Raw genomic sequence first — 25,597 nt, forward strand, 5'->3', positions numbered from 1 at the left:
AAGCTATCGACTCAGACAGAAACGAAAGGCCGGGGTTATAGCTGAAGCTAATCCTGAGTAAAACGGTGGATCAATATTGGGCCGTTGGTGGAGATATAAGTGGATCACTTTTCATCCGTCGTTGACAATACGCTGGCGGTAAGCAATGGAAAGGGCTGATGACTCGCCGTGAGATTGAGCGTGAAGTCTGTTTGTGGGGGCAGCAATGAGCATGATTTGCTTTTTCATGGCAGCGTTGCTCGCATTCAATGGCAACGATGCGTGGCCGTGGTTTCTGGCCGTTGGGGTGTTGATGTCATGAGTCGGTTAACCGCAATCATCTGCGCTGTGGTTATTTGCCTGCTGGTTTCAATGGGGTGGGCTGTTAATCATTACCGTGATAACGCCATCACCTACAAAGGCCAGCGCGATACCGCCACCCATAAATTGAAACTGGCGAACGAGACGATTGACGACATGCAGGGGCGCCAGCGTGACGTTGCTGCCCTCGATGCAAGATATACAAAGGAACTCGCTGATGCGAAAGCTGAAAATGATGCTCTTCGGCGCAAGCTTGATAATGGTGGTCGGGTGCTCGTCAAAGGAAAATGCCCTGTGTCATCCTCAGCCGAAACCTCCAGCGCCTCCGGCATGGGCAATGATGCCACCGTCGAACTCTCTCCAGTTGCTGGACGAAACGTTCTCGGTATCCGGGACGGAATCATCAGTGACCAAACAGCACTGAGAACGCTTCAGGAGTACATCAGGGCGCAATGCCTTAAATAATTTCCCTCGCATAGAAATTTGACAAGTGACTTTCAGGAAAATGCCTCGCGATGCGGGGCGTTTTTGTATCGGTATTTCACCGCGCATCTCACGCGCATATCAACGAGAGCCTTTCAGTAAGCGAGCCTGAGAATTGCCGTTATAGGTGGCGACCTCTCTCGGGCGGCTTTTCTGTGAGACAGGCTCACTTTCTAAAAGGTAAAGACGCTATGAAAGCAATCACGCTTTTTAATACACCGATCCGTGTTGATGAATCAGGAATGATCTGCCTCACTGACATGTGGAAAGCTAGTGGTAAAAGTGAATCTGAATCGCCGTACCACTACCTGAGAAACAAGCAGACCAAAGAGTTCTTAGCCGAGCTGGAGAAAAACCACGAATCTGTGGTTTTTACGGAACGCGGTGTGCACGGTGGAACTTATGGCGGAAAGTTCGTTGCTTATGATTACGCAGCATGGCTAAACCCTGGATTTAAATATGCAGCCTATAAAGTCCTCGATGACTACTTCACCGGAGAGCTTCATCATCGGAACAGCTTAAGTGCGCAGCTCAATATGAAGTGTCATGAGTTTGATCAGAAAAAAGATATGGCGAGCTTCTGTGGACAAGGGCTGGCGGCATGGCGCTATACGAAGCCAGTGTTGGTCGCCGAGATTAACTCCCTGGCTAACCAGCTGCAGATTACGATCCCAGGGCTTCCGGGATGAGTGATCGTGTCATTGAATGCGCCTCCAGAGCGGGGCGCGACTTCTCAGAGTTCATGAAAGGTGAGAAGGGCATGATGGAAGCATTGGCCTCGGTGGATGAGTTTGGCGAGCAGCTGCGCCTCAACGGCTGTGTCAATCATCACTTTGTTAGCTACATGATGCGGAACTCGATCATGCAGGCATTCATGGACATGGCAAAAGCCGAGAGGAAAGAAGAGCGCCGGCGTAAGCGAGCGGAATCAAAAGCGAAGTAGCCATTACAAAGCCCATCTACGGGTGGGCTTGATAATGAAACCGGAATTTATTCCAGGTCACCAATTAGCAGCAGTACCGCGAAACAACCCAAGCCAGTAAGTGGGGAAATAACACTGGAAGCCACTGAAAGATGAACCTCCTGCCTTATGGCAAAAAAGATTCTTTGCGGTGGCGGACTGATGGAAAGACATCGGTTATTGCAGAGGCCATTCAATGAGTGGTCTCGACAATGGCTTATGCCCTACACGGGATAACTTAACTGATATCCCTTTTAACGGATAAACGGAGCCAACAATGGCAGAGATTATTCCCATGACTGAAGAACAGAAATTCCAGTTAGAGATTTACAAGCTGGTCATGAACCAGAACGCAGCAGCAGAGGAAGCATTTCAATTCATCGGCACTGACGAACTGAAGCTTGAACTATTCAAAATTCACTTCCAGTCAGGCGGCGCTAATTCAGATATCACGACTCGCACTATCGAAGCGGTTCGTAAATCGAAGGAAGCATTAGACCTGTTCACTACCGGAGCATAACGAATGGCAAAGACGAAGTGGCCTAAACTTCCCCGGTTCTTCGTGCCATTGTTCCATAGCGCCAATGTCTACCTGTGTCGTTCAAAGGAAGAGTGGGATCAGGCTTGTATTCATCTTGGAGTTGATAGCGGCGGGAATGAGATGCTGGCGGGGGCAACACAGTCATATTGCAATACCGAAACAGGCGAGAACCTTTACCTGCTTGGGGTATTCAATGGAAATGCTGCCACACTGGTTCATGAATGTGCTCACGTCGCATTCTATGTCTGCCGAGATGTTGGTGTAACCACTCATCCTGGCGACGCAAACGAAACCTACTGCTACATGCTTGACAGAATGTTCAGTCACTTCCTGCCGTTCTTTCATGAACCAGAAAAAGAAGGAGCCAAGTAATGGCAAACCCAAACTTCACGCCATCATGGCCTCTCTACAAAGATGCTGATGGTGCATATGTGTCTGCCCTTCCGATTAAAGCTATCAAATACGCTAATGACGGAAGTGCAAACGCAGAATTTGACGGTCCGTATGCTGACCAGTACATGTCAGCGCAAACAGTAGCCGTATTCAAGCAGGAAGTCGGTGGATATCTGTTTCGAAGCCAGTACGGCGAGCTGCTCTATATGAGCAAGACAGCATTTGAAGCTAAGTACACTTCTGCAAGCGGTTCAGTAACGAATGCAGAGACGGCGGATAAGTTATCTACTGCTCGCACTATCACACTAACCGGCGCTGTCACAGGTTCAACGTCCTTTGATGGTTCGGCTAACGTGACTATCGCAACAACATCAGGAAGTTAACTTATGGCAGCACCAAAGGGCAACCGATTCTGGGAGGCCCGCAGTAGTCATGGGCGTAACCCGAAATTCGAGTCGCCTGAGGCGCTGTGGGCTGCTTGTTGTGAATACTTCGAGTGGGTGGAGGCTAACCCACTATGGGAGATGAAGGCTTTCTCATATCAAGGAGAAGTTACACAAGAGCCTATCGCCAAGATGAGGGCGATGACCATCACTGGGCTAACGCTATTCCTCGATGTGACGCTTGAGACATGGCGACAATACAGGGTGAGAGAAGACTTATCTGAGGTCGTTACGCGAGCAGAGCAAATCATCTACGACCAAAAATTCTCCGGCGCAGCCGCTGATCTTCTCAACGCTAACATCATCGCCCGCGATTTGGGCCTCAAAGAGCAGTCGCAAGTTGAAGACGTGACACCTGATAAGGGAGATCGCGATAAGCGCCGCTCTCGTATCAAGGAGCTATTCAACCGTGGAACTGGACGCGATTCTTGATAACCTGAGCGACGAAGAGCAAATCGAATTGCTCGAGCTACTCGAAGAAGAAGAGAAATACCGGAACACACACCTGCTATATGAATTTACGCCATACAGCAAACAGCGTGAATTCATCGACGCCGGGCATGACTATCCAGAGCGCTGTTTTATGGCTGGTAACCAGCTTGGTAAGTCATTTACTGGTGCTGCTGAAGTCGCGTTTCACCTTACCGGGCGTTATCCGGGAACAAAAGGCTACCCGGATGATGGTAAATATGGCGGAGAGTGGAAGGGTAAGCGTTTCTATGAGCCTGTCGTCTTCTGGATTGGCGGCGAGACAAACGAGACTGTAACCAAAACGACTCAACGCATCCTGTGCGGTCGTATCGAAGAGAATGACGAGCCTGGCTACGGTTCCATACCGAAAGAAGACATCATTAGCTGGAAGAAGTCTCCTTTCTTTCCGAACCTTGTTGATCATCTTCTGGTTAAGCATCACACGGCTGATGGTGTTGAAGATGGCATTTCAATCTGCTACTTCAAGCCATACTCGCAAGGCCGTGCACGCTGGCAGGGTGACACAATCCACGGCGTGTGGTTTGACGAAGAGCCACCATACAGCATTTATGGCGAAGGTCTTACCCGTACAAACAAATACGGGCAATTCTCAATTCTGACGTTTACCCCGCTGATGGGGATGTCTGACGTTGTTACCAAGTTCCTGAAGAATCCCAGCAAGTCGCAGAAAGTGGTCAACATGACCATCTATGACGCTGAGCACTACACCGACGAGCAGAAAGAGCAAATCATCGCATCCTATCCTGAGCATGAGAGAGAGGCGCGTGCTCGCGGTATTCCTACGATGGGTAGCGGTCGAATATTCCAGATACCGGAAGAGACGATTAAGTGCCAGCCGTTTGAGTGTCCCGATCACTTCTATGTTATCGACGCTCAGGACTTCGGCTGGAACCACCCGCAAGCTCACATTCAGCTTTGGTGGGACAAAGACGCAGATGTTTTCTATCTGGCGCGTGTGTGGAAGAAATCAGAGAACACCGCAGTTCAGGCATGGGGTGCTGTTAAGTCGTGGGCTAACAAAATACCTGTCGCGTGGCCTCATGACGGTCACCAACACGAAAAGGGCGGTGGTGAGCAACTTAAAACCCAATATGCGGACGCCGGGTTCTCTATGCTTCCCGAACACGCAACGTTCCCGGATGGCGGTAACTCAGTAGAGTCAGGCATTAGTGAACTTCGTGACCTGATGCTTGAAGGAAGATTCAAAGTATTCAACACATGCGAACCATTTTTTGAAGAGTTCCGCCTATATCATCGCGATGAGAACGGCAAGATTGTCAAGACCAACGATGATGTGCTCGATGCTACTCGCTACGGCTACATGATGCGCCGCTTCGCCAGGATGATGCGCGATATCAGAAAGCCGAAAGAAAAGAAAATCCCCGCACCGATTAGACCAGTACGCAGAGGACGATAATGGCCGACAATGAAAACAGGCTGGAGAGCATCCTGTCGCGCTTTGATGCGGACTGGACAGCCAGTGATGAAGCCAGACGAGAGGCTAAGAACGATCTGTTCTTTAGTCGGATCAGCCAATGGGATGACTGGCTATCACAATACACAACCCTGCAATATCGCGGGCAGTTCGATGTGGTACGACCAGTGGTGCGCAAACTCGTTTCTGAGATGCGTCAGAACCCTGTTGATGTTCTGTATCGCCCAAAGGATGGAGCAAGTCCTGACGCTGCTGATGTGCTAATGGGAATGTATCGCACAGACATGCGACACAATACGGCAAAAATCGCGGTCAACGTCGCTGTTCGTGAGCAGATTGAATCTGGCGTAGGTGCGTGGCGTCTGGTCACTGACTACGAAGATCAAAGTCCGACGAGCAACAATCAGGTTATCCGTCGAGAGCCTATCCATAGTGCCTGCTCCCATGTTATCTGGGACAGCAACAGCAAACTGATGGACAAGTCTGACGCCCGTCACTGCACAGTTATCCACTCAATGAGCCAGAATGGTTGGGAGGATTTCGCAGAAAAATACGACCTTGATGCTGATGATATTCCATCATTCCAGAACCCCAACGATTGGGTATTTCCATGGCTGACGCAGGACACAATTCAGATCGCTGAGTTTTACGAAGTGGTCGAGAAGAAAGAGACGGCGTTTATCTACCAAGACCCGGTTACGGGTGAGCCGGTAAGCTACTTTAAGCGCGATATTAAAGACGTCATCGACGACCTGGCTGATAGTGGATTTATCAAAATTGCAGAGCGCCAGATTAAGCGTCGCCGGGTATACAAATCGATTATCACCTGCACCGCTGTACTCAAAGACAAGCAGCTCATTGCTGGCGAACATATCCCCATTGTTCCGGTATTCGGCGAGTGGGGCTTCGTTGAAGATAAAGAAGTGTATGAGGGTGTCGTCCGCCTGACAAAAGACGGTCAGCGTCTGCGCAACATGATTATGTCGTTCAACGCCGACATCGTGGCCCGTACTCCGAAGAAGAAGCCGTTCTTCTGGCCTGAACAGATTGCAGGCTTTGAGCATATGTATGACGGTAACGACGATTACCCGTATTACCTGCTCAATCGCACGGATGAGAACAATGGAGAAATGCCAACTCAGCCGCTGGCATATTACGAAAACCCTGAGGTACCGCAAGCCAACGCCTACATGCTGGAAGCAGCCACCGCAGCAGTGAAAGAGGTAGCGACGCTCGGCGTTGATGCAGAAGCAGTAAACGGTGGACAGGTAGCCTACGACACTGTTAACCAGCTAAACATGCGCGCTGACCTTGAGACATACGTGTTTCAGGATAATCTGGCTACCGCTATGCGCCGTGACGGTGAGATTTACCAGTCGATAGTTAATGACATCTACGATGTTCCTCGCAACGTGACAATCACCCTTGAGGATGGCAGTGAAAAAGAGGTTCAGCTAATGGCTGAGGTTGTTGACCTTGCCACTGGTGAACGGCAGGTACTGAACGATATCAGGGGGCGCTATGAATGCTACACGGATGTTGGACCATCATTCCAGTCCATGAAGCAGCAAAACCGCGCAGAAATTCTTGAGTTGCTCGGCAAGACGCCACAGGGAACGCCAGAATATCAACTGCTGCTGCTTCAGTACTTCACCCTGCTTGATGGTAAAGGTGTTGAGATGATGCGTGACTATGCCAACAAGCAGCTTATTCAGATGGGCGTTAAGAAGCCAGAAACGCCTGAAGAGCAGCAATGGTTAGTAGAGGCGCAACAAGCCAAACAAGGTCAACAAGACCCGGCAATGGTTCAGGCGCAGGGCGTACTCCTGCAGGGGCAGGCTGAACTGGCTAAAGCTCAGAACCAGACGCTGTCCCTGCAAATCGATGCAGCTAAAGTCGAAGCGCAGAACCAGCTTAACGCTGCCAGAATCGCAGAAATCTTCAACAACATGGATCTCAATAAACAGTCCGAGTTTAGAGAGTTCCTCAAAACCGTTGCTTCATTCCAGCAGGACCGCAGCGAAGACGCTCGCGCAAATGCTGAGTTACTCCTTAAAGGCAATGAACAGACGCACAAGCAGCGAATGGACATTGCCAATATCCTGCAATCGCAGAGACAAAATCAACCTTCCGGCAGTGTAGCCGAGACACCTCAATAAGAGAGAGTTAATCATGGAACCAACCACCGAAATTCAGGCAACTGAAGACTTAACCCTGTCCGGCGATCATGCAGCGGCATCTGCTGATAGCTTAGTTGTCGATAATGCCAACGACAATGCAGGTCAGGAAGAGGGCTTTGAGATTGTCCTGAAGGACGATGAGACAGCACCAAAACAAGACCCGGCAAAGAACGCAGAATTCGCCCGCCGCCGCATCGAGCGCAAACGACAGCGCGAGCTTGAGCAGCAGATGGAGGCAGTTAAACGCGGAGAATTGCCGGAGAGTTTACGGGTAAACCCTGACCTTCCACCTCAGCCGGATATTAATGCCTATCTGTCAGAAGAAGGCCTGGCTAAATATGACTACGACAACAGCCGTGCGCTTGCCGCTTTCAATGCTGCTAATACCGAATGGCTAATGAAAGCGCAGGACGCCCGCAGCAATGCCGTAGCAGAACAGGGCCGCAAGACTCAGGAGTTTACCCAGCAATCAGCGCAATACGTCGAAGCTGCCCGCAAACACTATGACGCGGCGGAAAAGCTCAATATCCCTGACTATCAGGAGAAAGAAGACGCATTTATGCAACTGGTTCCGCCTGCGGTTGGGGCCGACATTATGCGCCTGTTCCCGGAGAAGTCTGCCGCGCTCATGTATCACCTTGGTGCAAACCCGGAGAAAGCCCGCCAGTTACTGGCGATGGATGGGCAGTCCGCGCTGATTGAACTAACTCGACTATCCGAACGCTTAACTCTCAAGCCTCGCGGTAAACAAATCTCTTCCGCTCCCCCTGCTGACCAGCCGATTACCGGTGATGTCAGCGCAGCAAATAAAGATGCCATTCGTAAACAGATGGATGCGGCTGCGAGCAAGAGCGATGTGGAAACTTACCGCAAGCTAAAGGCAAAACTTAAAGGAATCCGATAATGGCTTTGAACGAAGGTCAAATTGTTACACTGGCGGTGGATGAGATTATTGACACCATCTCCGCAATCACTCCAATGGCGCAGAAAGCCAAGAAATATACCCCGCCTGCGGCTTCTATGCAGCGCTCCAGCAATACCATCTGGATGCCTGTAGAGCAGGAGTCCCCCACTCAGGAAGGTTGGGATTTAACTGATAAAGCGACAGGGTTACTGGAGCTTAACGTCGCGGTAAACATGGGAGAGCCGGATAACGACTTCTTCCAGTTACGCGCAGATGACTTGCGAGACGAGACTGCGTATCGTCACCGAATCCAGTCCGCAGCACGCAAACTGGCTAACAACGTTGAGCTGAAAGTCGCAAACATGGCCGCCGAGATGGGGTCATTGGTTATCACTTCGCCGGATGCAATCGGCACTAATACCGCAGACGCATGGAACTTTGTGGCCGACGCAGAAGAAATCATGTTCTCCCGCGAACTTAACCGCGACATGGGCACATCGTACTTCTTCAACCCGCAGGACTACAAAAAGGCGGGTTATGACCTGACCAAGCGTGATATCTTCGGGCGCATCCCTGAAGAAGCGTACCGCGATGGCACCATTCAGCGTCAGGTTGCTGGCCTCGATGATGTCCTGCGCTCTCCGAAACTTCCTGTGCTGACAAAATCCACCGCAACTGGCATCACTGTATCCGGTGCGCAGTCCTTCAAGCCTGTCGCATGGCAACTGGATAACGATGGCAACAAAGTTAACGTTGATAACCGTTTTGCTACCGTCACCCTGTCTGCAACTACCGGCCTGAAACGCGGCGACAAAATTTCGTTTACTGGCGTGAAGTTCCTTGGTCAGATGGCTAAGAACGTACTGGCGCAGGACGCGACTTTCTCCGTAGTTCGCGTTGTTGATGGTACTCACGTTGAAATCACGCCGAAGCCTGTAGCACTGGATGATGTTTCTCTTTCTCCTGAGCAACGCGCCTACGCCAACGTTAACACCTCACTGGCTGATGCAATGGCGGTGAACATCCTGAACGTTAAGGATGCCCGTACCAACGTGTTCTGGGCTGATGACGCCATCCGTATTGTGTCTCAGCCGATTCCGGCCAACCATGAGCTTTTTGCAGGTATGAAAACTACCTCATTCAGCATCCCGGATGTCGGCCTGAACGGTATCTTCGCTACGCAGGGGGATATTTCCACCCTGTCCGGCCTGTGCCGTATTGCGCTGTGGTACGGCGTAAACGCGACACGACCGGAAGCAATCGGTGTTGGCCTGCCTGGTCAGACTGCGTAACTAACAGGGGCTTCGGCCCCTTTTTTATTTGAGGTGACACATGGGTGTAATGCTATATAAGCAGGGTCGTGGAACGAAGGTATGGGGCAAGGAAGTTCAGGTTAAAGTTGTCGATGACGGCGACGTAGAAGATCACCTTGCCGATGGTTGGGTTAAGCATCCAAATCTAGTGCCGGAGACCAATGACGAACCAATCGGCGAGTCAGGCGTGGTCAAGAAAGACATGGGTGAAGTGTCTGATGGATACCACACCTTTAACGAACTATATGCACATCGAGTGCGCCTGTTTTCAACGCTAATGAATGCCTTCCGCGAAAGCGCATGGTGGAGCTTCCAGCATCATGACGGCGAGCAATGGGATGGATGGGTGTTAGCTGGCATCGACACCCCAGAAGGCGCGGTAACATACCACCTCCCAGAGAGTGAAATTGAACATCTGCCTAAAGGCACGGAAATTGAGTTTGGCAAGGAATGGGACGGCCACACGGCAGATGATGTGTTGAATCGTCTGCTAAGCCTGCGACCGAAAGAACCGGCAACCAAAGAACGCAAAAAGCCAGGACCAAAGCCTAAGGCGGAAAGCGATGCAGATAAAGACTAAAGGCGATCTGGTCAGGGCGGCGCTGCGTAAGCTTGGTGTAGCATCAGATGCAACTCTCACTGATGTTGAGCCACAGTCTATGCAGGATGCCGTAGATGACCTTGAAGCGATGATGGCTGAGTGGTATCAGGACGGGAAAGGCATTGTTACCGGGTATGTATTCTCAGATGATGATAACCCGCCAGCCGAAGGTGACGACCACGGTCTTCGCTCAAGCGCAATCAGCGCAGTATTCCACAATCTGGCTTGCAGAATTGCTCCGGATTATGCGCTTGAGGCTACCGCCAAAATTATCGCAACCGCTAAATATGGGAAGGAGCTTCTCTATAAGCAGACCGCCATCGCCAGAGCAAAAAGAGCTCCTTACCCGTCACGCATGCCAACAGGCAGCGGTAATAGTTTCGCCAATCTGAACGAATGGCATTATTTCCCCGGAGAGCAGAATGCCGATTCAACAACTCCCCATGATGAAGGGAATGGGTAAAGACTTCAAGAATGCCGACTACATTGATTACCTACCAATCAATATGTTGGCCACACCGAAAGAAGTCCTCAACTCATCGGGTTATTTACGCTCATTCCCCGGCATAGCGAAGCGCAACGATGTAAATGGTGTATCGCGTGGTGTTGAATACAACACCGCTCAGAACGCTGTATATCGCGTTTTAGGCAGTAAGCTCTACAAAGGGGAAACCGTAGTAGGTGATGTAGCTGGAAGCGGTCGCGTATCAATGGCACATGGTCGGACATCACAGGCGGTAGGCGTTAATGGTCAACTGGTCGAGTATCGCTATGATGGCACAGTTAAAACCGTATCAAACTGGCCTACGGACAGCGGATTCACTCAGTATGAGTTAGGTTCTGTTCGTGACATTACTCGCTTGCGCGGGCGTTATGCGTGGTCAAAAGACGGAACCGATTCATGGTTCATCACTGACCTTGAAGACGAATCGCATCCTGACCGATACAGCGCACAATATCGTGCCGAGTCTCAGCCTGACGGAATCATCGGCATCGGCACATGGCGAGACTTCATTGTCTGCTTTGGTTCATCGACGATTGAATATTTTTCCCTGACTGGTGCAACCACCGCTGGCGCTGCGTTGTATGTCGCACAGCCATCGTTGATGGTACAGAAGGGTATTGCCGGAACATACTGTAAAACGCCATTCGCTGATTCATATGCATTCATCAGTCACCCGGCTACTGGCGCACCTTCCGTCTACATCATCGGGTCAGGGCAGGCTTCACCAATTGCGACGGCCAGTATTGAGAAAATTATCCGCTCATACACGGCTGATGAACTGGCAACTGGGGTGATGGAAGCGTTGAGGTTCGATTCGCATGAACTGCTGATTATCCATCTCCCGCGTCATGTGCTGGTTTACGATGCCTCATCAAGCCAGAACGGGCCGCAATGGTGCGTACTGAAAACCGGTTTATACGACGATGTTTATCGCGCCATCGATTTCATGTACGAAGGCAACCAGATTACGTGTGGCGACAAGTCAGAAGCGGTGACGGGGCAGTTGCAATTCGACATCAGTAGTCAGTACGACAAGCAGCAAGAACACCTGTTGTTTACGCCCCTCTTCAAGGCAGATAACGCCAGATGCTTCGACCTCGAAGTTGAATCATCCACTGGTGTTGCTCAATACGCTGACCGCCTGTTCCTGTCTGCAACCACAGACGGAATCAATTACGGTCGCGAACAGATGATTGAGCAGAATGAGCCGTTTGTGTACGACAAGAGAGTTTTATGGAAGCGTGTAGGTCGTATTCGTCGATTAATCGGATTCAAACTGCGGGTAATCACCAAATCACCTGTAACACTATCCGGGTGTCAAATTCGTCTGGAGTAACATATGGCAGACCCGTCACTTAATAAGCCTGTCGTGGTTCAGGCTACACGCATTGATGCATCTATTCTCCCTCGCAACATATTCAGTCAGTCTTACCTTCTGTATGTCATAAATCAGGGTACTGATGTTGGCTCCATTGCAGAAAAGGCAAATCAGGCAGGAGGCGGTGCTTATGATGCGCAGGTCAGAAATGATGAGCAGGATGTAATTCTTGGTGAGCACGAAAAAAGAATTGCAAAAACAGAAGAGGATATTTCAGGAATAAAAGTAAAGCTTCTTGAAATAGAGAATGATGTTAATGGTCTGAAAATAAAAGTTCAGGATATCGACGGTAAGGTATCAGAGATAATCGTTGATTATGTTTCACTCAGCAGAGCAGGAACTCAAACTCTTACCTCATCCCTTAGCGTATCAGGAAGTTATTCTGTTAACGGTACAAAAGTTGTTGGCGCTCGCCAGACTGGATGGACCGCGGCAACAGGTACGGCGAATAAAGGCGTATTCAATGCTGACCTGACATTCACCGTTAGCGATACTTACACGCAATCTGAAATCCAGGCTATAGCCAATGCTCTAATTGCTGAGCGTCGGCGCACTAAGGCTTTGGAAGACGCCTTGCGTGCACATGGGTTGATTGATTAATGATTACATTCACTCCCACCCGAAACATCGACCTGATAGAAACGGTCGGCAACCATCCCGACATCATCGCCGGGAGTAACAACGGTGACGGATACGACTACAAGCCTGAGTGCCGCTATTTCGAAGTGAACGTACATGGTCAGTTCGGTGGCATTGTGTATTACAACGAGATTCAGCCACTGACCTTTGACTGCCACGCCATGTACCTGCCTGAGATTCGCGGATTCAGTAAGGAAATCGGGATGACGTTCTGGCGATACATTCTCGCCAACACCACCGTTCAGTGCGTTACATCATTTGCTGCACGCAAATTTCGCCACGGTCAGATGTACTGCGCAATGATTGGCCTTAAGCGTGTAGGAACCATCAAGAAATACTTCAAAGGCGTGGATGACGTGACGTTTTACGCCGCCACCCGAGAAGAGTTAACCGACTTCCTGAATAACGGGAGATAAACATGTTATATGCATTTACGCTGGGCAGGAAACTGCGCGGTGAGGAACCTCTTTGCCATGAAAAAGGCGGTAAAGGCGGCTCATCAAGCAGCGGAGCAAAAGAGGCCGCAAGAGCAACACAGTACGCCGCAGACCTGCAAAACCAACAATTCAATCGCGTGATGGAACAGTTGGCACCTTACGCCGCCGCAGGTTTGCCGGCTCTCCAGCAGATTCAGCAGCTATCAACGCTGGAAGGTCAGAACAGCGCTCTCAATCAGTATTACAACTCAGACCAGTATAAACAGTTGGCTGATCAAGCTCGCTATCAAAGCCTGAATGCAGCGGAAGCCACCGGAGGTCTTGGCTCTACAGCAACATCAAACCAAATTGCATCCATTGCACCAACGCTCGGGCAGAACTGGTTGTCAGGGCAGATGCAAAACTATGGCAACCTGTTAAACGTTGGTCAGTCTGCGGCAGCAGGCCAGGCATCGGCAGGACAGAACTATGCAAATAACGCAGGTAATCTTGCGCAACAGATGGCGGCGATCCGCTCTCAGGGTTCTGGTCAATCAACGCTTGGAAGTGCCATTAGCGGTGGTACAAGTGGTGCTCTTGCAGGAGCTGGTCTTGCCGGGATGCTTGGTGCATCGACGCCATGGGGTGCTGGTATTGGCGCAGGTATCGGATTGCTTGGCTCACTCTTCTAAGGAGTTATCGTGGCTACATTTCAACTTGCTGGTTTGCCATCAATGCAGGTGGCGAACCAGAACGCTCCCGGGCAGCCATCACTATCAAACTACGACTTTAGCCAGCGACCAAACGTTGGAGTTCAACTTGCTCAGGGTCTTGGTGCAGTTGGTCAGGCAATGAGGCTTTCTGACTTTCAAAAAGCTTTCGGTCAGGCTTATGCGGCAGGTGACCGCGATGCCTTGCGTCAACTTGCGGCCACCAATCCAGACCAGATTGAAACAATTCGTCAGGGCATGGGGTTTGTTGATGCTGACAGAAATCAGGCAATGGGCGATATGTCTGCACGATTGAATATTGCCGCCGTTCAGGGGCCTGAAGCGGTGATGCGAGAGCTTGCCACTCACCAGAATACACTGCAGCAAATTGGCGTATCTCCTGAACAGGCGTGGCAGACATATCAACAAAGCCCTGAAGGCTTCACGCAGTTAACAGACCTTATTGGGATGCACGCGGTAGGACCAGAAAAGTATTTTGATATTCAGGACAAGTTGACAGGTCGCGAGATTGACCGAGGTCGACTTGCTGAAACAATCCGCAGCAATAAAGCAGGGGAAGGACTTCAGGCTCGCGGGCAAAATATTACTATGCGCGGACAAGACATGTCAGCCTCTACAGCCCGCCGCGGTCAGGATTTGGCAATGCAAAGGGCAAACGCCAGAACGATATCAGGAGTTGAGGGGAATAGGGTCGTTCAGCTTGCAGATGGTAGAACAGTCAACATTGACGGAAAACTTCACGGCGCAGGGGCGAATGCATTTTACGAAGGCATTGACGATAACGGCAATATGGTTCGCGTACCGGCAAGTGCTATTGCAGCACCTCCAACGTCTGCGGCAAGCGCACAGAACTACGCGATGAAGAAAGACATTGACGCAATCGCAAATGCAGATGCTTCTGCTCTCGATTTCATGACTGGCATGACTGGCGGAGCAGGAAATCCGGCAATTGGTGCAGATGTTCGCAGCCGACTCACAGGCAAAGAGCAACGCCAGTTATATAACTCCGCACAACGTATTCAGGGAAGAATGCAGAATCAGGGCGTGGCAGCAGCAAGAGATATGGGCGCTAGCGGTATCAACACCATTGCAGAAGCGAAGATGTATTTTCAGGGGATGCCGCAAGTTGACTACTCAAGCCCGGAGGCTATGCAGCAGTCTATTCGTGAGATACAGGAATACACCAACAATTATAACCAGCAGTACAACGTTGATGTTGGTAATGGTGGGCAGAAATCATCAAGGCAGCAGCCAGCGACTCAGCAATCAGTCGGAGGAAGCTACACGTCTAAATCCGGCATTCAATTCACGGTGGAATGATGAAAGTAACTGCAAACGGTAAGACATTCACCTTTCCTGATGGTACAAGCACTGAGGATATTGGTGCCGCCATTGATGAGTATTTTTCTGGGCAGGCATCGGCAGTAGAAACACAACCAGCAGAACAGCAGACAGAACCATCATTAATGCAGCGTGCCGGTGATTTCCTGACTGGCGGGCAGGGCGCAGGACAAATCGCCGAGCAGGCTGGACGCGGGCTGGTAAACATACCTTTTGATGTATTGCAGGGTGGGGCGAGCCTCATTAACGCAATTAGTCAGGGGTTAGGCGGCCCGAAAGTGCTGGATGACGTGTATCGCCCCGTTGACCGACCGACCGATCCATATGCTCAGGCAGGGGAGGCTATTGGTGGGTATCTTGTCCCTGGGGTTGGAGTGGCGGGTAATATGGCTATCGGGTCAATCGCTGAGGCCGCTAATCAGCAAGGTGATTTTGCTGGCAATGTTGCAAAGAATGCCGCCATCAACCTTGGGGCACAAGGGGCTTTATCGGCTGTTGCAAAAGGGATAGGAAGAGGAGTGACAGCGCTGCGAGGTGATATATCTCCTGCAGATCAGCAATTGCTCAAGCGTGCCGCTGCGGCAGATGTACCAGTTATGACATCGGATGTAGTCCCTCCAAAAACAAAGCTCGGCAATCAACTGCAGGATTACTCAGAGGGGGTCATCGCTGGAACTGGACCAATGAGAGCTGCTCAGCAGGATGCCAGATCCAAGCTTGTTAATCGTTTCACCGAAAAATACGGCGACTATGATCCATCGGTAGTAGTTGATAGCCTAAAGTCAGGTGTTGCAAGGGAAAAATCGTTAGCCAAGTCAAAGCTAAACGACCTGTCAGGTAGAATGGTTGGTAAGACAGTTGATACAAGTGGTGCCATAAGAGCTATCGACGGCGCAGTAAACGAACTTGGAAAACTTAAAGGTGTTTCTGATACCCAGACCATTTCTGCTCTTAATGATTACAAGAATGCCATTCAGGAGATATCCAGTGGCGATGATGCCTTTGAGTTACTTGATAAGCTAAGAACTCAGTTCCGCATTGACGTAAAAGGCGATCGCACAGTTCTGCCATCAATGTCGCAAACAATGGTAGACAGGGTCTATAACTCGCTAACCAATAGCCTTAGTAAATCTATAGCGAAAGGAATTAGCCCAAAAGATGCTTCAGCATGGAGAGCAGGAAAAGCTGATTATGCAAAAATGGCAACGCATGCAACTCAGACGCGACTTAAAAACGTTCTAAACAAAGGCGATTTAACACCAGAGACTGTAAATACCATTGTTTATGGGCAATATGGGTCAGATATAGCTCGATTGTACGGGAAACTCGATCAAAAAGGCAAAGACATGCTAAGGGCTGCATATATCAGCAAAATAGCTGACAAGGTAGGTGACAGCCCTCAGAAAATGATGACCGAGCTTGGCAAGCTGCAAAAACAAGCAAATGGTCAAGTGTTTAAAACTGTATTTGGCGGGAAGCACGGAAAAGAGATAGAGGGGATGCTATCTATTCTCGAAGCTACCAAAAGAGCATCTGAGGCCAATGTTGTGACAAAAACTGGTATGACACTTGCGCCTTTAGTAAGGGTTATTGGTAATCTAAAAACTGGTGGCGCTCTCTTGGCCGGTGAAACAGGAATTGGCCTTATGTCTAGGGTTTATGAAAGCCCTATGGCAAGGAATGCGCTCTTACGTCTGGCGAATACTAAGGCAGGAACGCCAGCCTATGAAAGAGCGTTGAGTCAGGCTGCTACGGCTGTAAGGCCGCTACTGGCTAACCAGGCAACACAGCAGTGATTAAACGCCATGGATGGCTATTTAATTCTCTTTTCAATAGCTGCAATTATTCCTTTTCCTGATGTTTCAGGAGATTTTGTAGCCATATAAGACGAAAAAATCATGTCCGTCATTCTTTCATAACTTACTATTTCCCACTTAGCCAGTGCATTGGACAGTTTGTAGTTGTCATCAGTTAGTGTCCTTATGGAATTTTTTAAGTGTGTATTCTCTTCCGTTAATCGTTCAATTTTGCATCAATTTCATATGGGTGATCTAATGCCTGAACCTTTTTCTTGAGGGCAACTAACTCTGCATAGAGTGCGCAACAGGCTATACCAAGAACTAATACTATTATTTCTAACACGCCAACCTCCTTAGTTTTGTGCAGGATACCATGAGGTAAGCGCAAGGGGGAGCAAAGCAAGTTGTAGGTGATAGAACGGTATTTCCGCATGGATAATGTTGAAGAATAAAGAATTACCTCCTTCATTACATCGCTACTGACAGATAACCAACGCAACGACCCAGCACTGGCTGGGTTTTTATGCCCAAAATTCACCGTGGCCACGCTGCGGCGATTCATTGCATCTGGAGCACATTAAATGACAGATATCACTGCCAACGTAGTTGTTTCTAACCCTCGTCCAATCTTCACTGAATCCCGTTCGTTTAAAGCTGTTGCTAATGGGAAAATTTACATTGGTAAGATAGATACCGATCCGGTTAATCCTGCTAATCAGATACCCGTATACATTGAAAATGAGGATGGATCTCACGTCCAGATTGCTCAGCCGCTAATTATCAACTCAGCCGGTAAAATCGTATACAACGGTCAACTGGTGAAAATTGTCACCGTTCAGGGTCATAGCATGGCTATCTATGATGCCTATGGTTTTCAGGTTGATTATATTGCTAACGTATTGAAGTATGACCCAGATCAGTTCCGACAAGAACTGGCTGAGCCGGATGGATCTAAAAAAGTAGGGTATAAAGACAGTAACGTATATGACACATTGAACAGGCATGATAATGAATTAGCGAAGCTTGAGTTAAAATTCAAATCATTTCAGGCTATGCGTGATGATGATTCAAATGAGATCGGAGACTACGCTCTCCTGACAGGCTGGCATGAAGAGTATCAAGGTCATGGTGCTGGAGTATTTCAGTGCGTTGATAAAACTGGTTTAACGGACGACGGTGGCACTATTGCGGTTGGCTCTACGTATGCGTGGAAACGTATCACGGGTCCGGGAGATGCAACTGAGTTTGGAGTTGTTCCGAACGCCGGGAGTGCGTTTGATAATAAGCAGTATATTGAGTCGGCAGAAAGTGTAAAAAAGTGCATTTTGCCAGCCGCAGAATATTATTCAACAAAGATTATATTGGTTAATGGTTGTATCTCAGGAAATGGTGGGATAGCTGTATTGCGACAAATGAGTGATGATGTTACCGGTGGTAATTACATCGAAATTTCAGCGCAGAACTGGGATAGTAGGATAAAGAATGGTGTAATTAAAGACTTAGCGGTCTATCCATTAAGCGGAACAACGGCCATACATAGCAGTTTTACACAATACTTTGATATAGTAAATGTCACAACATCTGGTGGCTATAACGGAATGTTTTTAGAAGGAGTTGGCAACTGGAATTTAAGAGGATGCACCTTTTATGGCGCGAAAAATAACGGTTGCAGAATTGAGACGCGCTACAATGACCCTGTTAATCTTTTGATGCCAATTGGTACATTTATATTTTTCTCGCAATGTGTGTTCCGTGATACTTCAGCAGGTCCTGGTTGTGTTGTCGTGCATACACCATCAGTATTCTTTGAACAATGTACCTTTTTTTATAACGCAACTGTTGGTCTTTATTGTAACTCAAATAACATTAACATGCTCAACTTTACGGTCGTAAATGCAAGTAACTGTGATTTTGATAGTAACCTAAGTGGCTCTATACACTGTCTGGCTGTGTGGTTATTGGACCTTAATCACAATTGGATTGGTGGCCCACGAGATAGTGACGGATTAGATAGTTCAGTTTTGCTTGAAGATTGTATGGATTTTAAAATTACTGGTAATGAGATAGTAGAAGGGACTGATAACGGCCTTTCACTGTATCGATGCAACAGAGGTAGCATTACCGGAAACGTATTGAGTGGAAATAAAAATAGTGGCCTTTTTCTTGATAGTTGCAATAGTATTGCGGCTACTGGAAACACACTTGGAAATCTTGATTGGACTAGGTTTCGGCAAAAAACTGGAGCCAACCTCAATGGAGAGCATATAGTGTTTACAGGAAATAGTCTCTGGAAAAACACAGATAATGCGATAATTAACAATGTTACGGTGGATCCACAGGTTGGATATAATTCGGTAATAAATTCTTAAGATGAATGGAAAGGCGCTTCTGCGCCTTTTTTTATTCTATGAATATTCTTGCGTCATCATAGTAAATTATATATGCATTATCAATCTCTTTTATACGACCTTCGCGGCCATACTGCGCTAATATCTTATCAATATCATGCTTGAACTCTGTGACGATATACCTTGATTTAAATCCATACCATGCTTTATTTGACAGCCAGTTTAACCTAGCCGCTTTGTTTTCTTCAGTAAACGTGACTGGCCTTACGTCGCCGTTTTTAAATAGAGAAACGGCAGACGCAACCCAGTATGTACCGTAACCATCACCGAGATTATTATCACGCACAAAGTTACTAATATCTTGTACTCTGGAATTGGGTAGCTTGTAATCCCCGCTTGGGAAGAAAATAAAAATCAGTATGATAGTTGAAGCAAAAGCATAGAGTTTTTGATCGGCTTGTGAATTGAGATAACGAGCAATCAAAGCAGATCCAGTAATAAAAGAGAAAACCAGATACCTTGTAGTTCCAAGGTCTACAGGCATATTACTTGCTACATATGCGACTGGCAGCAATACTGAGGAAATAGCCAATACAGTATCAACAAAAGTCTCTTTGAACCTGTTTCTGATAGCTACAACTAAAAGAGCCAACCAAATCATCATCACTGCAAATCTGCCGAATATCAGTGTATTGCTTGCAGAAAGTTGCTTTCCAAAAATGAAGGCGTCGAAATACTGGATGATACCAACAATGAAAAGATTCAGGTTGGACGGAATATTCTCATAGCTAACAAATGCTGGCGGCTGAGTGCCTGGCACGTTTAGTAAATCAAAATGATTTGCTATTAAAGCAAGTGACTTTGCTATGACAACACCAATAATAACTGCAAGTACATATCGCCACTTGCTGAAGTCCCTGTTTAACAATACATGCGCAGCAAAAGCAAAGACTATCGGTATAGTGATATAGTAGTTGAATATCGAGTCACTGAATACAGATGCAGCAGTGAGAGTCCCTACGCATGCCAGTTTAGTGGTTGTGTGCCTATCACACTTAAGCACATTTAAACAAACCAGAGCAAATATAATGGTCCCAACGTGTACACATGTCTCCAGTGTCATGGTTGATGCCAGCGGAGAGGAAATGATTACGCATGGAATTAGCGCTGCGATTGACCATTTTCTTTTCCCGTCTGTACGTGACAGTGCAAAGGCCAGCACAATAGCAATCGTATAAAATGTGGCTGGTAACACATACATCAGGTATATGCTGTCGCCAAAAACCCTGATTGCTATCGCATACCAAATCGCTTCAGTAAAATAAAAAGATACGGTTGAAAGCGTCCATCCGCGTAGCAGAATGTTTCCATCCGCCATATCCTTTGCTTCTAAAAATAAAGAGGCTCCGTCAGATGTAACTGGGTTATTGAAGGATATATAAAGGCATAGTGCGAAAACACATATCGAAAATATAGAATATAAAGTTACTGTGTTTCTATTTAACACTGTTCTTCCTCTTCAAAATATATTTAGGTCTTGCTTTGGTTTCAATGTAGATCCTTCCGATATACTCACCGAGTACACCGATACCAATCAGTTGGATGCCGCCGAGGAACAGGATTGAAACTAACAGAGACGGATACCCCCGCACGGCGTTACCGAACGCCAGAGTGTTGAATATCATCCAGGCACCATACAGAAATGCCACACCGGCGACAGCTAACCCGATGTAAGTCCAGATACGCAGGGGGAAGGTTGAGAAGGAGGTGATACCTTCAAGTGCCAGATTCCACAGCTTCCAGCCGTTGAATTTCGAATCACCGGCTACGCGTTCAGCGCGGGCATATTTAACAACATCCGTTTTTCCGCCAACCCAACTGAGCACCCCCTTCATGAACAAGTTGCGTTCGGGCATTAATTTAATATTTTCGACAACCTCACGGCTCATTAACCGGAAATCACCGACGTTCTCTTCAATTTTCGGATTGCTGATTTTATTATGCAGCTTATAAAACCATTCGGCTGTCTTACGCTTCATGCGCCCGTCAGTTGAGCGGTCTGAGCGCTTAGCCAGCACCATATCCGCGCCAGCCTGCCACTTCTCAATGAGATGAGGGATAACCTCAATCGGGTCTTGCAGATCGACATCAATCGGAATTACTGCGTCACCAGTTGCATGGTCAAGTCCGGCAAACAGGGCTGGTTCTTTGCCGAAATTACGGGTGAATGACAGCGGAACGACAAGTGGATCGGATACTGCCAGAGCATTAATAAGCGACTCCGTAGCATCTTTGCTTCCGTCATTGATGAAAACAATCTCAACTTCATACGGTTTTAGCTCTTCAAACTCGCGAACCGTTTTATAGAAAATAGGTATCGTGGCCTCTTCATTGAAGACCGGAACGACTAACGAGATTTTCATTTCGCATCCCTAAAGACAATGAACTTTGAATAAATGAATCCACATATCAGGCTGATGAAAGAGAAAGTGATAAGAGTAATGATTGGTGGAAATGCGGATTTATCTGCAACCCATCCAACGGTAGCACTCAATGTTCCCATGAAACCAATATATAGCATATAACGCATAGTTGTGGTTGATGCGTTGAATGTGAATCTGGCGTTTGCAAAGAAGCTGAACGAAACAGCAATTACGAACCCGGCAAAGTTCGCCAGCGCCTGATTTGTATGCAAACCATAGAGGCATACTGCAAAAACAACCCAATGTATGAGCGTGTTCAGGATGCCTATCGATGTGTACTTAGTGAATAACTTTAGCATTATAAAAAACATTGAGTTCTTGGAGGCCGGAAGTTTAGCATTTGAGCAGTGAACGATCGACCTGTGACGCAGGAGGGTGAGAAAAAATAGGGGAACACAGGCTTTTAACTGATTCGTATGGTTTTGTTACATTTTTATGGTACCTTCTCATCAAGCCAGTCCGCCCAAAATTGCATCATTTCTCTGCGGGTAGCCAGATATGCAGCATGGTTGTAAACTGAGCGCGTACCGCCGCTTACGTGTGCCAGCTGCATCTCTATTGCGTCGCTGTTCCAGTGCTTCTCGTTGAGTACTGTGCTGAATTGATGTCTGAAACCGTGTCCGCATGTCTGCCCTTCATATCCTATGCCGCGGATTACACCAAGGACGGCATTTTCGCTGATTGGCTTCTTCCTGTCATTCCTTCCCGGGAAGCAAAGTTCGTACTGTCCGGTGATTTGTTGCAGGAATTTGAAAAGCGCTGTAACTTGCTCTGACATTGGAACGACATGCAGTTTTCTTCCTTTCATGACTTCAGGGTCAACGGTGATCAGCCTGTTTTCAAAGTCAATTCCTGACCATGCCAACGAACGTAACTCCACTGTTCGCATTGCTGTATAGTGAAGAACTTGAGCAGCAATCTTACCTATAACCCAGCCTCCATACCCATTCAGCGCCCTCTGGAATTCGTGAATGCGATGCATAGGTAGGAAAGGGTAGTTGTTTTTTCTGTAACCCTTCATTGCCCCAACAAGGTCTGGAGCCGGATTATATTTAGCTCTTCCGGTTACTATTGCGTAGCTGAAAACCTCGCCACACCTGCGACGAGCCTTATCAGCCCGTTCCATTGCCCCTCTGTCCTCAAATAGCCTGATCACCTTCAGTAGCATCATCGGCTCCACCTCTTCCATTCTCAGATGTCCGATGAGCGGCAATATATCGTCAGTGAACATGTTCATCATTTCGTCAGCATATCCTTTCGACCATACCTTCGATTTATGAGCATGCCACTCCCTGAAGATATCACCGAACGAATCAGCTACTTCTTCCTTTTCCTTCTTCTTTATAGCCTGTTTCTGTTCTGATGGGTCCACGCCAGCAAGCAGCTTCATTTTCGCGTCAGACTGTTTTGCCCTGGCTTCGGTAAGGGAGATTTGCGGATAGGGACCGATGACCAGCGTCTTTTCCTTTCCTTCGAACCGGTAGCGCATTCGCCACACCTTTTTGCCTGATGGAGGTACGAACAGGAACAGGCCTCCAGAATCAGCAAGGCGATATGATTTTTCTGCAGGTTTTGCTGCGTCAATTTGCTTAACCGTGAGCATGTGGGCATAAATCCGTGGTCATTTTAACATGTGCCCACAATATGCCCGCATTATTGTGCGGTAGTCAACGATCTGCTACGAACGTCTAAGAACTTATTTTTGGTATAAGTAGTGATTATTAAGGGGATTCTAGAACTGTAACGAACGAGGAAGAACTGAAAAGTGGTGTCCCCTGCAGGAATCGAACCTGCAACTAGCCCTTAGGAGGGGCTCGTTATATCCATTTAACTAAGGGGACAACGCGGCGCCAGTATAGCGTTTTTTATTCGCCGGAGTAAGTGTAGCGCCGCCTGACTGGTTAAACCGTCGCCACTCAGCGCTGTTTTTCCGCTTTTTTCCGCTCCCGTTCCAGGCGCTCGCCGCGTAGCCTCGCTTCTTCCTTACGCTTATTGCTCATATCGTTGCGGATCTGCGCGTGGCTCATCAATGCGAAAATAAAGGTGCCGCCGCAGATATTCCCGGCAAGTGTAGGAAGGGCGAAGGGCCAGAGAAAGTCGCTCCAGGGCAGCGTGCCGTTGAAAACCAAATACAAAATTTCAACGGAACCGACGACAATATGGGTGGTATCGCCCAGCGCGATAAGCCAGGTCATCAAAATAATGACCACAATCTTCGCCCCGCCTGCTGCAGGAAACATCCATACCATTGTGGCGATGATCCAGCCAGAGATAATCGCGTTGGCAAACATCTCCGTTGGGCTATTTTTCATGACCTCCATACCAATTTTGACAAAGGCGTCGCGGGTCTCTTCATCAAATATAGGCATATATTCAAATGCCCACGCAGCAACCCCGGTGCCAATAAGGTTGCCCAATAAGACTACGCCCCATAAGCGCATCAGCAGGCCAACGTTACTCAGAGTGGGATTTTGCATTACCGGCAATACGGCGGTAACGGTATTTTCAGTAAATAATTGCTGGCGGGCCATGATGACAATGATAAAACCAAAGGTATAGCCGAGATTTTCCAGTAAAAAGCCGCCGGGAACGCCTTCAAGCTGCACGTGGAAAATCCCTTTCGCCAGGAGTGATGCCCCCATAGAAAGTCCTGCGGCAATGGCTGACCAGAGCAAAGCCATCGCATCGCGTTCCATCTCTTTTTCACCATCCTGGCGAATATGTTCATGAATCGCCATGGCGCGGGAAGGAAGACGATCTTCATCCACTTCAATCTCTTTACCGCTTTGTTTTTCTTCGCTTTCAACTTCCAGGTCACTGCTTTGCCGGTTAATTTTATCGTCGTTAAGGCTATCCATGATGATCTCTGCTGATTAACACATATTAATAAAGCGTAGCGGTTTTTCATTTACCCAGGCCGGGGCATTCTCCGAAAAAATAAAAATGATCACGCTCGTTTTTATCTGTTTCGTTAGAATAGGGCCGTCACGTTGTTGCGTTACCAGGCTATGCTCAGAGCAATGAGATCGCGCATATAGACATCGTTTGACGTGCTGTTAAAATCGCTCACACCTAAACAGGCGGATACGGTAGCGTTCCGTCATGGATGGCAATCAGCGATAGCCATAATTCACAGGGAGACATCTATGAAGCTTCGCCTGTCGGCGCTGGCGCTGGGAACCACACTGCTGGTCGGGTGTGCGAGTTCCGGTACAGAACAGCAGGGGCGTTCAGACCCATTTGAAGGGTTTAACCGCACCATGTACAACTTCAACTTTAATGTGCTGGACCCGTATGTTGTTCGGCCGGTCGCGGTCGCCTGGCGTGATTATGTTCCACAGCCTGCGCGTAACGGTTTAAGTAATTTCACCGGCAACCTCGAAGAACCGGCGATCATGGTGAACTATTTCCTGCAGGGCGATCCTTATCAGGGTATGGTGCATTTCACCCGTTTCTTCCTGAACACCTTATTAGGGATGGGCGGCTTTATTGACGTCGCGGGAATGGCGAATCCTAAGCTGCAGCGCGTTGAACCGCATCGCTTTGGCAGTACGCTGGGCCATTATGGCGTGGGGTATGGGCCTTATATGCAACTTCCGTTCTACGGCAGCTTCACGCTGCGTGAAGATGGCGGGGATATGGCGGATACCTTGTATCCGGTGCTCTCGTGGTTGACCTGGCCAATGTCCATAGGAAAATGGACTATCGAAGGGATAGAAACCCGCGCGCAGTTGCTGGACTCCGATGGTTTGCTGCGCCAGTCTTCCGATCCTTATATTATGGTGCGCGAGGCGTACTTCCAGCGTCATGACTTTATCGCCAATGGCGGAAAACTCAAGCCGCAGGAAAACCCGAACGCGCAGGCGATTCAGGATGAACTCAAAGAGATCGACTCGGAATAAACGGCAGTA

27 protein-coding genes, 1 tRNA gene and 1 pseudogene are annotated in these 25,597 nt (G+C 48.4%); 22 read left to right on the forward strand and 7 right to left on the reverse strand.

The window, feature by feature from the left end:
- Positions 1 to 128: 128 nt before the first annotated feature.
- The 20 genes and pseudogenes from ABVN36_RS19700 to ABVN36_RS19795 all read left to right on the forward strand — a co-directional run.
- Positions 129 to 209 (forward strand): annotated as a pseudogene (locus tag ABVN36_RS19700) (lysozyme); the annotation flags it as partial.
- A gap of 88 nt (positions 210 to 297) precedes the next feature.
- Positions 298 to 765 (forward strand): lysis protein, encoded by a 468-nt coding sequence (locus ABVN36_RS19705; protein ID WP_023253534.1) that lies wholly within the window; start codon positions 298 to 300, stop codon positions 763 to 765.
- A gap of 209 nt (positions 766 to 974) precedes the next feature.
- Entirely contained in the window at positions 975 to 1,472 is a 498-nt protein-coding gene (locus ABVN36_RS19710; RefSeq protein WP_001530409.1) for a KilA-N domain-containing protein, read from the forward strand.
- Positions 1,469 to 1,726, forward strand: coding sequence for a hypothetical protein (locus ABVN36_RS19715; protein WP_001283924.1), 258 nt, complete (start codon positions 1,469 to 1,471; stop codon positions 1,724 to 1,726). Before ABVN36_RS19710 ends, ABVN36_RS19715 begins: the two co-directional genes overlap by 4 nt.
- Positions 1,727 to 2,021: 295 nt before the next feature.
- Positions 2,022 to 2,264 carry a DUF2560 family protein gene (locus ABVN36_RS19720; protein ID WP_000807788.1) on the forward strand — a complete coding sequence of 81 codons (243 nt, stop codon included), beginning with the start codon at positions 2,022 to 2,024 and terminating at the stop codon, positions 2,262 to 2,264.
- A gap of 3 nt (positions 2,265 to 2,267) precedes the next feature.
- Positions 2,268 to 2,657: a hypothetical protein gene (locus ABVN36_RS19725; protein ID WP_001140559.1), complete on the forward strand. Its 390-nt coding sequence runs from the start codon at positions 2,268 to 2,270 to the stop codon at positions 2,655 to 2,657.
- Positions 2,657 to 3,061, forward strand: a complete 405-nt coding sequence (locus ABVN36_RS19730; RefSeq protein WP_000013070.1) for a hypothetical protein — start codon at positions 2,657 to 2,659, stop codon at positions 3,059 to 3,061. The genes ABVN36_RS19725 and ABVN36_RS19730 overlap by 1 nt, the downstream gene beginning before the upstream one ends.
- Before the next feature lie 3 nt (positions 3,062 to 3,064).
- Positions 3,065 to 3,553 carry a DNA-packaging protein gene (locus tag ABVN36_RS19735; protein WP_000729924.1) on the forward strand — a complete coding sequence of 163 codons (489 nt, stop codon included), beginning with the start codon at positions 3,065 to 3,067 and terminating at the stop codon, positions 3,551 to 3,553.
- Positions 3,531 to 5,030, forward strand: a complete 1,500-nt coding sequence (locus ABVN36_RS19740; RefSeq protein WP_017441431.1) for a terminase large subunit — start codon at positions 3,531 to 3,533, stop codon at positions 5,028 to 5,030. The genes ABVN36_RS19735 and ABVN36_RS19740 overlap by 23 nt, the downstream gene beginning before the upstream one ends.
- Positions 5,030 to 7,207, forward strand: a complete 2,178-nt coding sequence (locus ABVN36_RS19745) for a portal protein (RefSeq protein ID WP_023138248.1) — start codon at positions 5,030 to 5,032, stop codon at positions 7,205 to 7,207. Before ABVN36_RS19740 ends, ABVN36_RS19745 begins: the two co-directional genes overlap by 1 nt.
- Positions 7,208 to 7,220: 13 nt before the next feature.
- On the forward strand, positions 7,221 to 8,132 hold the full coding sequence (locus tag ABVN36_RS19750) for a scaffolding protein (protein ID WP_112324614.1): 912 nt from the start codon (positions 7,221 to 7,223) through the stop codon (positions 8,130 to 8,132).
- Entirely contained in the window at positions 8,132 to 9,424 is a 1,293-nt protein-coding gene (locus tag ABVN36_RS19755; protein WP_112324615.1) for a P22 phage major capsid protein family protein, read from the forward strand. Before ABVN36_RS19750 ends, ABVN36_RS19755 begins: the two co-directional genes overlap by 1 nt.
- Before the next feature lie 40 nt (positions 9,425 to 9,464).
- On the forward strand, positions 9,465 to 10,025 hold the full coding sequence (locus tag ABVN36_RS19760; protein WP_000538675.1) for a hypothetical protein: 561 nt from the start codon (positions 9,465 to 9,467) through the stop codon (positions 10,023 to 10,025).
- Positions 10,009 to 10,509 (forward strand): packaged DNA stabilization gp4 family protein, encoded by a 501-nt coding sequence (locus ABVN36_RS19765; RefSeq protein WP_001166101.1) that lies wholly within the window; start codon positions 10,009 to 10,011, stop codon positions 10,507 to 10,509. The genes ABVN36_RS19760 and ABVN36_RS19765 overlap by 17 nt, the downstream gene beginning before the upstream one ends.
- A complete protein-coding gene (locus ABVN36_RS19770; RefSeq protein WP_023138249.1) occupies positions 10,469 to 11,887 on the forward strand; it encodes a packaged DNA stabilization protein gp10 in 1,419 nt (472 codons plus the stop codon). Before ABVN36_RS19765 ends, ABVN36_RS19770 begins: the two co-directional genes overlap by 41 nt.
- A 3-nt stretch (positions 11,888 to 11,890) precedes the next feature.
- Entirely contained in the window at positions 11,891 to 12,529 is a 639-nt protein-coding gene (locus ABVN36_RS19775) for a hypothetical protein (RefSeq protein WP_023138250.1), read from the forward strand.
- Complete coding sequence (locus ABVN36_RS19780) at positions 12,529 to 12,984, forward strand: DUF2824 family protein (protein ID WP_023138251.1); 456 nt, start codon at positions 12,529 to 12,531, stop codon at positions 12,982 to 12,984. The genes ABVN36_RS19775 and ABVN36_RS19780 overlap by 1 nt, the downstream gene beginning before the upstream one ends.
- Positions 12,985 to 12,986: 2 nt before the next feature.
- The gene (locus ABVN36_RS19785; RefSeq protein ID WP_023259240.1) at positions 12,987 to 13,676 is read left to right on the forward strand and encodes a hypothetical protein; all 690 of its coding nucleotides are present in this window, start codon (positions 12,987 to 12,989) and stop codon (positions 13,674 to 13,676) included.
- A gap of 9 nt (positions 13,677 to 13,685) precedes the next feature.
- Positions 13,686 to 15,035, forward strand: coding sequence for a phage DNA ejection protein (locus ABVN36_RS19790; RefSeq protein ID WP_023138707.1), 1,350 nt, complete (start codon positions 13,686 to 13,688; stop codon positions 15,033 to 15,035).
- Complete coding sequence (locus ABVN36_RS19795; RefSeq protein ID WP_023138706.1) at positions 15,035 to 16,852, forward strand: hypothetical protein; 1,818 nt, start codon at positions 15,035 to 15,037, stop codon at positions 16,850 to 16,852. Before ABVN36_RS19790 ends, ABVN36_RS19795 begins: the two co-directional genes overlap by 1 nt.
- Before the next feature lie 217 nt (positions 16,853 to 17,069).
- On the opposite strand, the gene ABVN36_RS19800 is transcribed toward ABVN36_RS19795, so the two are convergent.
- Positions 17,070 to 17,417, reverse strand: coding sequence for a hypothetical protein (locus tag ABVN36_RS19800; RefSeq protein WP_226907133.1), 348 nt, complete (start codon positions 17,415 to 17,417; stop codon positions 17,070 to 17,072).
- Positions 17,418 to 17,436: 19 nt separating this feature from the next.
- On the opposite strand from ABVN36_RS19800, the gene ABVN36_RS19805 reads away from it, so the two are divergent.
- A complete protein-coding gene (locus ABVN36_RS19805; protein WP_112324616.1) occupies positions 17,437 to 19,224 on the forward strand; it encodes a phage tailspike protein in 1,788 nt (595 codons plus the stop codon).
- Between the two features lie 31 nt (positions 19,225 to 19,255).
- On the opposite strand, the gene ABVN36_RS19810 is transcribed toward ABVN36_RS19805, so the two are convergent.
- From ABVN36_RS19810 to ABVN36_RS19835, 6 genes are all read right to left on the reverse strand, one after another.
- The gene (locus ABVN36_RS19810) at positions 19,256 to 20,710 is read right to left on the reverse strand and encodes a hypothetical protein (RefSeq protein WP_024137322.1); all 1,455 of its coding nucleotides are present in this window, start codon (positions 20,708 to 20,710) and stop codon (positions 19,256 to 19,258) included.
- A complete protein-coding gene (locus tag ABVN36_RS19815) occupies positions 20,700 to 21,626 on the reverse strand; it encodes a glycosyltransferase family 2 protein (RefSeq protein WP_023138703.1) in 927 nt (308 codons plus the stop codon). The genes ABVN36_RS19810 and ABVN36_RS19815 overlap by 11 nt, the downstream gene beginning before the upstream one ends.
- The gene (locus ABVN36_RS19820) at positions 21,623 to 21,985 is read right to left on the reverse strand and encodes a GtrA family protein (protein WP_023138702.1); all 363 of its coding nucleotides are present in this window, start codon (positions 21,983 to 21,985) and stop codon (positions 21,623 to 21,625) included. The genes ABVN36_RS19815 and ABVN36_RS19820 overlap by 4 nt, the downstream gene beginning before the upstream one ends.
- 134 nt (positions 21,986 to 22,119) lie before the next feature.
- Positions 22,120 to 23,289, reverse strand: coding sequence for a tyrosine-type recombinase/integrase (locus ABVN36_RS19825; protein WP_017441447.1), 1,170 nt, complete (start codon positions 23,287 to 23,289; stop codon positions 22,120 to 22,122).
- A gap of 163 nt (positions 23,290 to 23,452) precedes the next feature.
- Positions 23,453 to 23,527 (reverse strand) — tRNA-Arg (locus ABVN36_RS19830).
- Between the two features lie 75 nt (positions 23,528 to 23,602).
- On the reverse strand, positions 23,603 to 24,544 hold the full coding sequence (locus ABVN36_RS19835; RefSeq protein ID WP_000377779.1) for a formate/nitrite transporter family protein: 942 nt from the start codon (positions 24,542 to 24,544) through the stop codon (positions 23,603 to 23,605).
- Positions 24,545 to 24,832: 288 nt separating this feature from the next.
- Between ABVN36_RS19835 and mlaA the strand changes: the two genes are divergently transcribed.
- On the forward strand, positions 24,833 to 25,588 hold the full coding sequence (gene mlaA, locus ABVN36_RS19840; protein ID WP_000776787.1) for a phospholipid-binding lipoprotein MlaA: 756 nt from the start codon (positions 24,833 to 24,835) through the stop codon (positions 25,586 to 25,588).
- Positions 25,589 to 25,597: the final 9 nt, after the last annotated feature.

The organism is Salmonella sp. SJTUF15581 (assembly GCF_043356775.1).
In the GTDB taxonomy this organism is placed as follows: Bacteria; Pseudomonadota; Gammaproteobacteria; order Enterobacterales; family Enterobacteriaceae; genus Salmonella; species Salmonella enterica.